This window comes from Paenibacillus sp. S150 (assembly GCF_019352175.1).
Lineage (GTDB): Bacteria > Bacillota > Bacilli > Paenibacillales > Paenibacillaceae > Paenibacillus_AQ.
On record NZ_JACBYI010000023.1, the window covers coordinates 55,215 to 68,002 of the forward strand.

The 12,788-nt window shown below is 49.8% G+C and carries 22 protein-coding genes; all 22 read left to right on the plus strand.

Translation table 11 applies throughout. The features are described 5' to 3' along the window. The first annotated feature begins 7 nt into the window (after positions 1-7). The 22 genes from HYD27_RS19740 to HYD27_RS19845 all read left to right on the plus strand — a co-directional run bounded on the left by HYD27_RS19740 (position 8) and on the right by HYD27_RS19845 (position 12,788). The gene (locus tag HYD27_RS19740; protein ID WP_219217999.1) at positions 8-919 is read left to right on the plus strand and encodes a replication protein; all 912 of its coding nucleotides are present in this window, start codon (positions 8-10) and stop codon (positions 917-919) included. Then, positions 852-1,241: a replicative helicase loader/inhibitor gene (locus tag HYD27_RS19745; RefSeq protein ID WP_219218001.1), complete on the plus strand. Its 390-nt coding sequence runs from the start codon at positions 852-854 to the stop codon at positions 1,239-1,241. Before HYD27_RS19740 ends, HYD27_RS19745 begins: the two co-directional genes overlap by 68 nt. Further along, complete coding sequence (locus HYD27_RS19750; RefSeq protein ID WP_219218003.1) at positions 1,231-2,577, plus strand: replicative DNA helicase; 1,347 nt, start codon at positions 1,231-1,233, stop codon at positions 2,575-2,577. The genes HYD27_RS19745 and HYD27_RS19750 overlap by 11 nt, the downstream gene beginning before the upstream one ends. Beyond that, positions 2,549-2,812, plus strand: coding sequence for a hypothetical protein (locus HYD27_RS19755; protein ID WP_219218005.1), 264 nt, complete (start codon positions 2,549-2,551; stop codon positions 2,810-2,812). The genes HYD27_RS19750 and HYD27_RS19755 overlap by 29 nt, the downstream gene beginning before the upstream one ends. A 6-nt stretch (positions 2,813-2,818) precedes the next feature. Next, complete coding sequence (locus HYD27_RS19760) at positions 2,819-3,607, plus strand: sigma-70 family RNA polymerase sigma factor (RefSeq protein ID WP_219218006.1); 789 nt, start codon at positions 2,819-2,821, stop codon at positions 3,605-3,607. A 116-nt stretch (positions 3,608-3,723) separates the two neighbouring features. Next, the gene (locus HYD27_RS19765; RefSeq protein ID WP_219218008.1) at positions 3,724-4,233 is read left to right on the plus strand and encodes a hypothetical protein; all 510 of its coding nucleotides are present in this window, start codon (positions 3,724-3,726) and stop codon (positions 4,231-4,233) included. Between the two features lie 360 nt (positions 4,234-4,593). Continuing rightward, entirely contained in the window at positions 4,594-4,740 is a 147-nt protein-coding gene (locus HYD27_RS19770) for a hypothetical protein (RefSeq protein WP_219218010.1), read from the plus strand. 244 nt (positions 4,741-4,984) lie between these two features. Next, a complete protein-coding gene (locus HYD27_RS19775; RefSeq protein WP_220101692.1) occupies positions 4,985-6,085 on the plus strand; it encodes a DNA-methyltransferase in 1,101 nt (366 codons plus the stop codon). Positions 6,086-6,118: 33 nt separating this feature from the next. Then, positions 6,119-7,030, plus strand: a complete 912-nt coding sequence (locus HYD27_RS19780) for a phosphoadenosine phosphosulfate reductase domain-containing protein (protein ID WP_219218015.1) — start codon at positions 6,119-6,121, stop codon at positions 7,028-7,030. A gap of 33 nt (positions 7,031-7,063) precedes the next feature. Beyond that, a complete protein-coding gene (locus HYD27_RS32110) occupies positions 7,064-7,645 on the plus strand; it encodes a hypothetical protein (protein WP_228745220.1) in 582 nt (193 codons plus the stop codon). Further along, positions 7,642-8,031 (plus strand): HNH endonuclease, encoded by a 390-nt coding sequence (locus HYD27_RS19790; RefSeq protein WP_219218016.1) that lies wholly within the window; start codon positions 7,642-7,644, stop codon positions 8,029-8,031. Before HYD27_RS32110 ends, HYD27_RS19790 begins: the two co-directional genes overlap by 4 nt. Beyond that, positions 8,028-8,429, plus strand: coding sequence for a hypothetical protein (locus HYD27_RS19795; protein WP_219218018.1), 402 nt, complete (start codon positions 8,028-8,030; stop codon positions 8,427-8,429). Before HYD27_RS19790 ends, HYD27_RS19795 begins: the two co-directional genes overlap by 4 nt. Before the next feature lie 32 nt (positions 8,430-8,461). After that, positions 8,462-9,628, plus strand: coding sequence for a DNA cytosine methyltransferase (locus HYD27_RS19800; protein WP_219218020.1), 1,167 nt, complete (start codon positions 8,462-8,464; stop codon positions 9,626-9,628). A 93-nt stretch (positions 9,629-9,721) separates the two neighbouring features. Further along, complete coding sequence (locus HYD27_RS19805) at positions 9,722-10,177, plus strand: XF1762 family protein (RefSeq protein WP_219218022.1); 456 nt, start codon at positions 9,722-9,724, stop codon at positions 10,175-10,177. A 24-nt stretch (positions 10,178-10,201) separates the two neighbouring features. Next, positions 10,202-10,408 carry a hypothetical protein gene (locus HYD27_RS19810; RefSeq protein ID WP_219218024.1) on the plus strand — a complete coding sequence of 69 codons (207 nt, stop codon included), beginning with the start codon at positions 10,202-10,204 and terminating at the stop codon, positions 10,406-10,408. A 60-nt stretch (positions 10,409-10,468) separates the two neighbouring features. Continuing rightward, the gene (locus HYD27_RS19815; protein WP_228745221.1) at positions 10,469-10,735 is read left to right on the plus strand and encodes a hypothetical protein; all 267 of its coding nucleotides are present in this window, start codon (positions 10,469-10,471) and stop codon (positions 10,733-10,735) included. Positions 10,736-10,806: 71 nt separating this feature from the next. Continuing rightward, positions 10,807-10,968 carry a hypothetical protein gene (locus tag HYD27_RS19820; protein ID WP_219218026.1) on the plus strand — a complete coding sequence of 54 codons (162 nt, stop codon included), beginning with the start codon at positions 10,807-10,809 and terminating at the stop codon, positions 10,966-10,968. Further along, the gene (locus HYD27_RS19825; RefSeq protein WP_219218028.1) at positions 10,965-11,231 is read left to right on the plus strand and encodes a hypothetical protein; all 267 of its coding nucleotides are present in this window, start codon (positions 10,965-10,967) and stop codon (positions 11,229-11,231) included. The genes HYD27_RS19820 and HYD27_RS19825 overlap by 4 nt, the downstream gene beginning before the upstream one ends. 2 nt (positions 11,232-11,233) lie before the next feature. Further along, entirely contained in the window at positions 11,234-11,659 is a 426-nt protein-coding gene (locus HYD27_RS19830) for a hypothetical protein (protein ID WP_219218029.1), read from the plus strand. Between the two features lie 150 nt (positions 11,660-11,809). Continuing rightward, entirely contained in the window at positions 11,810-12,238 is a 429-nt protein-coding gene (locus tag HYD27_RS19835) for a hypothetical protein (protein ID WP_219218030.1), read from the plus strand. Positions 12,239-12,327: 89 nt separating this feature from the next. After that, on the plus strand, positions 12,328-12,468 hold the full coding sequence (locus HYD27_RS19840; RefSeq protein WP_219218031.1) for a hypothetical protein: 141 nt from the start codon (positions 12,328-12,330) through the stop codon (positions 12,466-12,468). Between the two features lie 140 nt (positions 12,469-12,608). Then, positions 12,609-12,788, plus strand: coding sequence for a hypothetical protein (locus HYD27_RS19845; RefSeq protein WP_219218032.1), 180 nt, complete (start codon positions 12,609-12,611; stop codon positions 12,786-12,788).

Consider the following 12,788-nt stretch of genomic DNA (forward strand, 5'->3'; position numbering starts at 1 on the left):
TGAAGTAATGGCAAAGCCCCAGAAGGAGAACGGGTTTGCGCCTATTGCAAATGAAATCTTAGATGCGTTATGTCAGTACACCTTCAACGGAGCGCAACTGAGAATTGTACTGAAGATATGGCGGCTCACCTACGGATATGGCCGGAAGGACCATGACTTCTCAATTACCTTTCTGCAGCAAACAACAGGTATATCAGGGAGAACGGTAAAGAAGGAGATTGCCTTCCTGATTAAGTCCAAAGTGCTGCTTGTCACGAAGAGCGAGACGAAGACCACGGCCCGGCGTCTCGCCTTCAATAAGAATTACGATGAATGGACAATAACGAAAAGCGGTGATTTCATGGAGGAGCAAATTGAAATGTTTTCCACTGATGAGGGGAGCAATACTTCCCCTCCTTATGATGAAGGGGGAGGGGAGCAATACTTCCCCTCTGAGGGGAGCAATACTTCCCCTCAAGTAGCATCTGGGAGGGGAGCAATACTTCCCCCATATAAAGAAATAAAGATCTTAAAGAAAAGTATTAAAGAAAATATAGAGCGGTTTGATGAGTTCTATCAAAAGTACCCTCGAAAGGTCTCAAAGGATGCTGCTAAGAAGGCATGGGAGAAGCTGTGCAAACTGAAGGGTTTCGAACCGGATACAGCTATCCAGAATACAGCCAATTTCGCAGAGACTTGCAAACTGCTCCAAACGGAGAAGCAGTTCATCCCGCATCCTTCGACCTTTTTAAACCAGAAGCGCTATAAAGACTATCCGGTGGTAGATCCGGAAGGGATGCTAAAGCCTGCCGAGACATCAAAGAAAACGGGCAGCGTGCTGGACCGAGCACTACAGAGGGAGGTGGAGGGCATTGGATCGAGTCGGCGTGACATTACTCCTGAAGTACCTGTCGGCAGCTTACCGGAGCTTTGTGATTAACGAGGACGAAGTGCAGGATGTCGTAGGAGTATGGACGGACATTCTGCAAGACATTCCGCCGGATGTCGCCATGGCTGCCGCTCGCAGGCTCTGCCGGGAGAATACCAGCTTTGCTCCAACACCTGGGGAAATCTATCAGGCCTGTATGGATAGCGGACCTGAGCTTACTATCTACCAGTTACAGAAACAGGAACAACAACAGCGATTGCTTGAGCTGCGAGAGTATCACGAAACGGAGAAGGTCGGACCGCCGCCGGATCATATCCGGCAAAAGCTTGATGCGATCTTTAAGAAAGCGCGGGTGACTGAAGATGAATCTTGACGCTGAACGTGCAGTGCTTGGGTCATTGCTAAAAGATCACTCACTGATGGATGACTGCTTTCTCAGCCCCGCAGATTTTACAGAGGATGAAGAAGATAACCGACTGCTTTATAAGGTCCTGCAGTATGCCAAGGAACACTCAGAGGGTGCGACTAATCCATTTGACCCGGTAATCCTTGTATCAAAATGGGGAGCCAGGCTGCAGCGCATCGGCGGGATAAGCAGACTTATGGCATTGCGTGATTCTGTACCGAGTACAGACAGCTTTACGTACTACCAGCGGGCAGTGCGGACAGAGCGGGTACAGAAGGAACTTGCTGAGATTGGCAGAGATATTGCAAACATAGGCGGCGGTGACCTAGGGGAACTCAAAGCCAGGATGGAACAATTGGAAGAGTTGCAGCAAGGCGATAGCGTAAGCGGTCCTGTGCGCATGGCAACTCTATTGGAGGGTCATGAGAAGGTCATTGCCAAGCGAACCAACAGTGGGGGTATCACTGGAGCGAAAACGGCTTGTCATGACTTTACTGAGCTAAGCAAGGGGCATCAACCTGGAGACCTTGAGATTATTGCTGCGCGGCCTTCAATGGGCAAGACACTATATACAGTAAACGACATGGAGGCAGTAACGGCGTCCGGCTGGGCGGATGTATTGTTCTCCTTGGAGATGGGTGCCCTTGAAGTGGTAGAGCAGATGGCTTCTTGTGTCGGCGGGATTAAACGGGACCGGATATCTTCTGGTCAAATGTCGGATAATGACTGGCTGAGATATGGTGACGCCTTGGAAATCATCGCTTCTAGGTCCCTGTACATCGACGACAAAATAGGAGCAACGGTGGAGTACATCCGGCGGCAGGTAAAGATTCTGAAAAAAAAGAACCCGAGACTGGTTGTGCATATCGACTTCCTTCAATTTCTTCAGACGGAGAAAGAATTCGGCACCGCCAAAGAACGTATCGGTTACATCACGAAGTATCTGAAACGCATGGCAAAAGAGCTTCAAGTCTCTGTCGTTTGCTTGTCAGCAGTGGGACGGAATTGCGAGCAGCGACCGGATAAGCGTCCTTTGTTGTCAGACCTGCGCGACTCCGGCGACATCGAGTCTGATGCGGATATCGTCACATTCCTCTACCGAGACGATTACTACAACGCGGACAGCCCTAAAAAGGGATTCGCGGAAATCATTGTCGCCAAGGGCCGAAAGATCGGCACAGGAACGTTTGAAATGGCGTTTTTCCCGGGAATCAGTCGATTTGTGAATTTGACGAAAGATGAGAAATACAAGCTCGCTGAGAAGGTGAAAGAGTATGAGCAGCAGCGGACGAATCGAAGATGAAGAAGCATATGAAAAATCACTTGCGTGGTTGGTAGAAAAGGCGGAATTGCTAAGCGACCCTTTAACATTGACGACAGAAGAACGATCAAAGCTGCAGCGCACTTACGACTTCGTGGAACAGCGAATACACGAATACAAGCGCGGACATATGGTTTTGTTATATCCCTATCTCAGGGAGATATACAAGGCCGCAGGGGTTGAGTATCAAGAATTTACCTCTCCAAGAAAGGAGTGATTGGCCTTGAATTTATTAAAGAAGAATCAACTGCAACTATATGAGATATCAATTGACGATAGCGTTGATCTGAGTATCCGGTATGAGTGCTGTCGCAGGATGAAAGCTCATGAACACTATAACCCGCACTTGGGCGATATGACTGAGTTTATCCAACAAAACAAAGGATTGGTTTATGACCTAGCCTACAAACATAGAAGGAAAACAAGGCTGCCGGTGGAAGTGGATGATCTCATTCAGGAAGGATTTATCGGACTGATTAAGGCTTATAACTACTACGATCCGAGCAAAGGAGAATTTTCAACGCTGGCTTATCCAATCATTCGGAATGAAATGATGATGTACATGAGAGACAGATTGCCATCGGTTAAACCGCCAAGCCGCATTTATGATTTAATCGGGAGAATCCTCAAATACCAACTGGACAATAGTCCACCGGAGGTAATCGCAAAGGCGCTGGAGGTCCCGAACGAGTCAGCAGAAAGAGCACTTTGGTACATGGAGTACGGAGCCCATACCTCTCTTAATCAGCCTGTTGGCAATATAAACGGGACAGAAGTTGAGTATTCCGCATTGATTGGCTTTTGCGAGGACGAGAGTGGTGTTGAGGTTGAGGATTTCTTAAACGCCCTGCCGGACAGGTTACGCAAAACCATCCTTTATCTGATGGCCGGGTATAACATTCCGGATATCGCAAGGGAGTTCGGAATTAGCAGGGCTTGGGGATATAAGTTGCTCGAAAAGGCTCAGGAGATTTACCTAAAGGATCGGAGGCGGTCCACATTCGTTTCGTAGGAATCGACCCAGCCACGACAACCGGATTTGTCGCATTGGATGAAGAAGGAAATGTCCTTGTGGCAACAGACGTCAGGGGCGAAGGAAAGCGAGTCCCAGGAGGGATTAGCACAAGCATGTTGGTGTCGCTGGAGAACAAGGTATATGGGCTGCTCAAGCCTGGTGACATTATCGCGATAGAACAACCAGCCATGGGCACACAGACAGCCGTCACAGCTGGGATGATACACGGTGGGCTGCGCTCCATGATCTACCGTAAGGATCTTGAATTTATTGACGTCAACCCACAGCGCACTAAAGGATTTGTGAACCGGAATCAGCGCGTGCCAAGTTCGGAGAAAAAAGCATTTGTGGCTGCCGGCGTCCTGGAGCATTACGGATACGAGCACAAGAGCGACAACGTGACGGATGCTTATATCATTGCAAAGGTTGCCGAGGCGGTATATCGGGTCAGGAACGGCGGCAGCCTAGAGGGCTATACATCTTATCAACAGCGGATTATTCAGGCGATTATAAGCCCAGAAACCAAGTCGCCCAAAGCGATATCTAAAACGAGCAAACGCCCCGGGAAGCCTACGGTGGCGGACAGTCACACCCAAAATACAGAACAGACGCTCTTATTTTAAGGATGGTGTACGCCGAATGAGTGCAAAACCTAACAGATTGATTGCTTCCAGGAGACTGAAGCGAACTTGCATTTACTGTAACGGTCGCATTGAGAAAGGCCGAATCTACTACCGGCAGCGAACGGTAATTGACGAAGACGGAGAAATTTTTGCTTCCGAATATGTTTTCTGTGCTCGTTGTAATTTCAAAGGACAGGATCGGAAAATCCGGTATGCAAGATTTCAAGAGACCTGTGTCCATCCAGATAAATTTATCGAAACGGTATGGAGCTACATTCCAGGTGAAGCGATTAAGGAGCCACATCATTCAGTATGCATCCTCTGTGGAGCTTGGGTGTAAGAAAGGACGGATTGAGAGATATGAAAACAGTAATACGTCTACGGGACGACAACGGACGCATCATCGGCACAGCCCGGGAAGAGGAACAACCAAGCCCTACCCAGGTATTGGTGAGGTTTAGCGTGGCTCTGGCGGTGCTGGGACTTCTGCTTACTCTGCTGATTTAATGGCAGACTGGACACCTGAAGTCCCTACAATAAAGCAGCACCCCGGCAGGGATGGCAAACTACGCACCTACATTGTAGCCGGCAGTGAGTTTGAAATTGAGGTTATGCTGCGGGCTGCCGGGGTGTTTGCCGGGACGATTCACCAGCAAAATAATGCGGCGCTGACCGGATACTATCGGATATTGCGGCCGCAAGAATACAAACAGGTAAGGGAGAGGTTTCCGTGATCTTACAAGGAGACAACATGCTGATCATGCCGACGCTGGACGCTGAGTGCTTTTACACCTGCGTCACCAGCCCGCCATATTGGGGCTTGCGAGATTATGGCATTCCGCCGACAGTCTGGCCGGAGACCACTTACACGCCGATGCCCGGGCTGCCGCCGGTGACCGTGCCAGCTTGGACTGGCTGCCTGGGACTGGAGCCTATGCCGGAAATGTTTGTGGCTCATAGTGTGGCGGTGTTTAGGGAGGTTTGGCGGCTGCTGCGGAAGGACGGGACGCTCTGGCTCAATTACGGGGATAGCTACGCAGGCAGCGGCAAAGGTGGCGGCGGCTCCTACGAGAAGGAGCGTCCAGGGTGGCAACAGGCAAAAAGCAAGCGCATAGAGCGTGGATCGGGAAGGTGGGGGGGCGGAAACAGTCCTGCCGGAAACGGACTTAAACCCAAGGATCTGATCGGCATCCCCTGGCGTGTAGCATTTGCTCTTCAAGCGGACGGCTGGTATCTCCGAATGGACAACATTTGGAGCAAGCCTAACCCAATGCCAGAGAGCGTGGCGGACCGGCCGACAAAGGCTCATGAATATTTATTCCTTTTGGCTAAGTCGGATCGGTACTACTGCAATATGGATGAAATCAAGGAATTGGCTGTTGCGGATCATTTACCCGGCAACCACTCACACAAGGGGACGAATGCATATGAGGCTGGAGACAAGCACTTCCGAACAAAAGCCGGACTGGTTGCTTACGCCCAAAAGGTCAGGGCTAATTCATTTGCACGCAAGGTAAACGAATCGCCGCCGCCCGGCCAGCCGCAGCAGCACCGCCCTGATCGGGAAGACATTGAGTACAACGGCATGCGCAATAAGCGCAGTGTTTGGACAGTGGCCACTCAAGCATTTCCAGAAGCTCACTTTGCCACGTTTCCTGAAAAGCTCATTGAACCTTGCATCCTGGCAGGCGCTCCGTCGGGCGGACATGTACTTGATCCCTTCGGCGGTAGCGGAACCACCCGTAAGGTCGCCCTGGAGAACAACCGGGAATGTACCATTATCGAAATTGGTCCGCAGTATGTTGAGATTGCGCAGCGGCGGACGGCAGTTATACAGCAGCAGTTATTTTGAAGGGGCTGTTATAGCCCCAGGGAGGGAACAGACATGACCACGATAAACGTCCTTAACAAATCAGGCGGCAAGGATAGCACAGCAACATGGCTTTATTGCTTAGAACAGGGCGTCGAGCCGATGGTTGTCTTCAACGACACGGGTAATGAGCACCCGCTGACATATGAGTATCTGGATTATTTGGAGAGTAAGCTTGGACCGATACGCCGGATTAGAGCAGACTTCCTGAAACAGATAGAGCGCAAGCGGGAAACGGTGCAGACAAAGTGGAGGAATGAAGGGATAGGGGAGGACGTGATTCAGGCAGCACTTGAAATGTTGCATCCAACTGGAAATCCGTTTCTCGATTTATGTATCTGGAAAGGGCGCTTTCCGAGTACAAAGATTCGGTTTTGTACGGTGGAATTGAAGGTGCGGCCAATGTTTGACCAGGTATTCTTACCTCTTCTGGAAGCCGGAAACAAGGTCGTATCCTGGCAGGGGATTCGGGCTGATGAAAGCCGGGCGCGTGCATTGATGACTGAACGAGAAGAGACCCCGGAAGGATATGAAATTTACAGGCCTCTGCTGAAATGGATAGTAGACGATGTGTTTGAAATCCACCGGAAGCATGGAATTGATCCAAACCCTCTATATAAGCTTGGCATGGGCCGTGCGGGCTGCATGCCCTGCATCAACTGCGGGAAACAGGAGCTTTTCGAAATAGCCCGCCGATTTCCGGAGGAAATTTCCCGTATCGCTGAATGGGAACGAATCGTGAAGCAATCTTCTAAGCACGGAGGGGCGACGTTCTTCCCAACAGCAAACGGCCGCGAAACGGAAGGAATATACGACAACGTGGAATGGTCGAAAACAAGCTACGGCGGCAGGAATTATGACCTGATCAAAGTGCTTGAGTATGAGGACGTACCGTCTTGTTCCAGTCAATACGGACTTTGTGAGTAAATCAGGGCATAGGCCCATAAGGAGAGAACCAACATGCTAACGATGAGTGAAATCAAACACAAGATCATACAAAACAGACTACCTATGCCCATGTTTATCATTAATGAATTGGAAGAACGAGATGAACGGATTAGAGAGTTAGAAGGTAGGTTAGCAGAGGCAAAACAACGAGGCAGCGAGCTATCGGATGAAGTAGAGACCTACTTTACTTGGTGGGAGATGGCGGACAAAAATTTAGACGAGGCACAACAACAATTAGCAGAAGAACAGAAATTGCGTGCAGTAGAACATGAAGTTGCTGGAGGATATCACCGTGAGCTGGTAGAGGCACAACAGACCATAGCCCGGCAACGGGAGGCCTCATTAGAACAGCAGCTTTTGGAGATGTGGGAGGCGGCTGGCATTGAAGAAATTTTTAAATACAAGAATCGGATTAAGGTATTCAAACGTCCGGGACTTGTCAACTATGAATTATTTTGTGATTTGACGTACAGGATGTTCCAGGATGTTTACGACACCGCAAATGACGACCACACAACAGCAGAAGACGTCAAAGTGAGCGTTAAGGCGCTGCTGGAAGCCATAGTAAATAAGGGAGGGGAGACACAGCCATGACACAGCCCACCAAACGCCAAGCCATCTTTAACAAAACCGGGGGACGCTGCTATTACTGCGGCGATCCTCTCCCGGCAAAAGGATGGCATAAAGACCACGTAGAGGCAATACGCCGTAACTTTGACTTAACGGGCAGGACAGACGGCACCAGCCTTAACCCGGATGCAGACCGCGAGGACAACTTTGTGCCGGCCTGTGCCAGCTGTAATTTGCAAAAAGGGCCGCTGACGGTAGAGCAGTTTAGGGACAAGATAGCTCAGTTTATCTCCAGCCTCAACGCTTACCACAATCAGTACATTGTAGCCCGGCGGTATGGGCTTGTGGTAGAGACGGGACAAAATGTAACATTTTGGTTTGAAAAGGAGGCGAAGTCAGTAAAACCATGACACAGGTACAGACAATGACCAACCCGGAGCTTAACCGGGCGCTGGCGGAGCTGATGGGGTACACCGTCAAATCGCTAACTATCGGAGATAACGGCAAACAACTATATGCCTTAGTAACTCCAATGGGTAGAGAGAGACTACCCGCGTCAACAATAGACAAAGCATATTTGGACGCACCCGACTACTGCACTGACCCTGCTGCCTCTCTAGAGGTACAGACAGCAGCCAGGAAGATTGACCCGGAAGGGTACGCCCTTAACCTTGCTAATCAGATACAAAATAGCATGATACGAAAAATTACTGATCCCTATTACGGAACGTTGGTTGCTGCGATGTGCGACGCCAGCCCCCGAGAGAGGGCAGAGGCGGCATATATCACGCTTAGTAGTAAGCAGTAGACACATACGGTTCAGCAGAAAGGAACAGCAAAGTGAGAAAACTTAGCCTGTTTAGTGGCATTGGTGGCATTGATTTAGCAGCTCACTGGGCTGGGATGGAAACTGTAGCTTTTTGCGAAAGAGAGCCGTTCCCGCGCCGGGTACTCGCCCACCACTGGCCGGGCATACCGATATATGAAGATGTTTGTACTTTAACAAGAGAGGTGCTGGAGCGCGATGGCATCATTGGACCAGATAGAGCAATTGACATTGTTTCCGCCGGATACCCTTGCCAGCCTGAAAGTTTGGCCGGGCAGCGTAGAGGCACAGAAGATGACCGTTGGCTCTGGCCGTACGTTATCAGACTTATCCGGGAAATCCGGCCCCGTTTCTTTATTGGCGAAAATGTTGCTGGGCACATCTCTATGGGGCTCGACACTGTGCTTGCTGACTTGGCAGCCGCGAATTACGAAGTCCAAGTCTTTGTTATACCAGCTGCGGCCGTCTACGGCAGCCATAGACGAGACAGAGTTTTCATTGTGGGGCACACCGAATGCTTCGGATTCGACTGGGAGTCACGGCGGGGGACAGAGCAAGAGCCTGAGAACGGATGTATACAACGCGAATCGAGCGTACTGGGCGACACCGCAGGCTCGGGATTATCGCAGCGGGGACGATCCGAACGGACCGAGATCCAGCAGGAAACGGGAACAGGGTTGGAGCCAGAATTTGAACGATCAAGTCAAAATGTGGCCGACTCCAAGGGCCAGTCAACGCGGGGATTGTCCATCAGAAAGAGAACGCCGGACACCAGATTTGCAATCGGCAGTCAAGATGTGGCCAACGGCAACTGCGCAGGACAGCAAGAATGCCGCGTTGCCGCCATCACAAATAGATCGGGACTTAGTACCCGGGGCGCTAATCCAGGAGGGCTATTCGGGGCAACTCAACCCGGCATGGGTGGAAACACTGATGAATTTTCCGCCTGGCTGGACCGAGGTGGAGTAAATCCACTAGATAAACTGGCTGATTTGATAAGCTCTTATCCGCAGCCTGCACTCATGGGAATGCCGCAATATGAATGGGAGCCCCCCAGGGTAGCAACCGGCATTAAGGAGAGAACGGCCCGTCTTAAAGCGCTGGGCAATGCAGTAGATCCTCTGCAGATATACCCGGTAATGGCTGCAATAAAGGCAGTAAATGATTATACCAGCTGCTGAACAGTACGAAGATATCGGGACAGAGAGGGTATACAACCCTCCTCTCCCAAAGGCAGAGTAGACGCATACGGCGTATCAGAGGGAGGTTGAACCGTGAAGTACAATTTACAGCCATTATCTCTTACTGAAGCGCGGGCGTTTGTGGATGAGCATCACCGGCACAATGTCGCCCCGCAGGGACACAAGTTTTCAATCGGTCTCAATGATGGGGAAAAGGTGATCGGTGTCGTGATCGTAGGCCGACCAGTAGCAAGGCATAACCAGGATGGCTGGACGCTTGAGGTTACACGCTGCTGCGTCCTTGATGGATATAAAGATGCCTGTTCCAAGCTCTACGCAGCTGCTTGGAGATCGGCGCGAGGTATGGGATATAACAGATTGATTACCTACACTCTCAAGAGTGAACCGGGAACAAGTCTACGCGCGGCAGGCTGGAAGGTAATCGGGGAGACTCAGGCCCGGAAGAATGGATGGAATACTCCATCAAGGCCACGGGTAATGGCTGAACGTTATCCGACAGAGCAGAAGGATTTATGGGAGATCAGTTAATGCGCATTACGAAGGAGGAAAGGCATGAACACAGAGATGGAAGAATGTCCGCATTGCGGATCTGATGAAGGGTTCTATGAGAAACAAACGGTCAGCGGAAAAGCCGAATACCGCTATGCATTTGACGGCAGCGAAGCAGAAAACGGTGAGCTGCACGAAGGGCTGACATATAAACGCAGAAGTAAATTCGCATTTTGCTGCTCGTGCCATAAGAAATTGTTCGTCTTGTGACGCAGTCCGAGAGGACTGGGTAGTTGACGAATACGGCGCAGTTAAAATGGAGGGATTTTAATGGATCAGGAAAAATGTGTGGTATGTGGACGTACAAAATGGATTGATGAAATGCAATATACTCTGGATTCTGAGGGGAATAAATCTTGGGAATGCGAAGGACATTTTGGGGACGGGGAGACAGTAAGGATTCGAGAAACGGACGAAATTGTAACAGTAGAACGGTGGTGGGTTGCTAAAAATATGCCTAGTTGGGAGGTGCAATACAATATCAAAGAACACCCCGCAACTTTTTTTACAGAAAGTGAACTGGATAGGGTTTGGTGATGCATAGAACGAAGACAGCAGGGACAGAGAGGGTATACAGCCCTCCTCTCCCACTAAGGGAGGATATAAGCATGTCAAAAAGAGTTTATCTGTCAGCAGCAGACATTGAAGCATTTGAACTGATGGAAACATGTTTCAATGCAGACGCAGCCAACACGGGAGATTATACGGCAGAAGAAGTTGAAGCAGTACGGAAACTAGCTTCAAAAATTACTGGGGAGGAAGCCCAATGACACAAACACCGCAACACCCGCCAATGACCTATGAACAGTTGCAACAATCGCATGACGAATGGAGGATGCTCGCCATGCACAATTACGGCGTTGCAAAATCAGCAGAGGCCCGGGAACAACGACTGAAAGATGCTGTAACAGAGGCATTATCCTGGACATGGGATTGTGCAGAGGGGAACATGCTGGAGGTTAGGGAGGCGCTGAGTAAGGTTTTATCCACCCTATACCCAGATACCCCAGCACCCACAAACGAGGAGGAATAATTATGGGACCAGGAAGAGAACCGGAAGTATGCGAAAATGACGAGTTGGTATCCGAGTTTGAGATTGCCTGCCGTGCCGGTGATTATGAATTTGCGGATGAGTACAAAAAAGAGATCATTCGGCGCTTGGAGGCAAATAAACAACCGGAGACCATTGATCCTAACGCCTTGCTGGAGCGTAACGGCATTGATCCTACGGGCTGGACATGGCATACCCCAACACCCACACCTGAGATTAAACAGCCGATTACTGCGAGACCAATAGACGATTGGCACGAAGACGTAGGGGATGTGCTCTGGTGGGAGTTTCCGGTTTCTGAGCCTCCATACTGCGGAACTCCAATAGATGTAGACTGGCCGGGATATCACACTCACTGGACACCAATCGTTATTCCAGAAGCACCCAAGGAGGGCGACACTCTTGATTAAGCCAATAAACATAAAGCTTAGAAAGCCGCAGAATCCTGGTATCTTCCATGATTCCAGAGGAGACTCTGAAAAACTCCGGGAGGTTTGCAATATTCTAATCGACAAAGTGAACGAATTGGTAGAAAAGGTAAATAAATTGGAGGATAACCAATGACACTCACAAGGGAAGAGAAGACAGAGAACGACAAGATAATCACCCTTGATGTTATCCGGCTTGAACGGCATAAACCACGTAAATGCACATGTGGAGACGACAAACATTTCACCGTTGATAAGGTTAATCGTGAAATTACCTGCGATTGTGGCATGACGGTAGATCCGTTTGAGGCGATGCTACACCTTGCTGAACATTACGACTACCTCAATAGGCAGCATGAGTCTTTGAGCCAGCAGCGGCTGCAATGGTTGAAGGAGAAACCACACTCAGTGATATTCAAAAAACTAGAAAGGGAATATCAACGTGGAAAAATGCTCCCGTATTGTCCGCGTTGCGAACAACCATTTGACTACAAGAACATTAACAGTCATGTCAGTGCAGAGTATTTTCGAAAGTGGCAAGAAAGGCAGCAAAGAACTTAATTGGCCGTCAGGCCTCCGATTCGACCGCAATACTCAGCGTAGCGGAGGCCGTAACAGGTCTGGTACTTAACTTATAAGGGGGCAGAGACATGAAGGTGAAGGTCAAAAATTGCCGCAAGTGTAAAGTTGAAATGAAATGGCAATGGTCAGATGCGGACGACCTGGGCGGCATTGAAGAATGGATGGAATGCCCGGAGTGCGGATCTACAGCGAGAGTTCCTAAAAAGTGAATTTAGGGGGCATAGACCCCGAAGGGAGAGGATATACGTGAGAGAGCTTAAGTTCCGGGCCGGAGGCCATCGTTACGACAGCATAAACCCTGCAACACGTGGGCAGACAAATAAAATGCTTGATGATTGGAGGGATGTTAATGGATGAGCACGAGGTAATCAAGTTCATGGGCAGGTTCCCGGACCGGATCAACCCGGACCCCATGTTGTCTAAAAGCTGGAAATGCAGCATGTGCGGTACAGAATATAAATTTGCAGAGCCTGTAGATATACCAGGACCATGCAGCTGTGGGAGTATTGCTTTTACAAAAACGGATTGA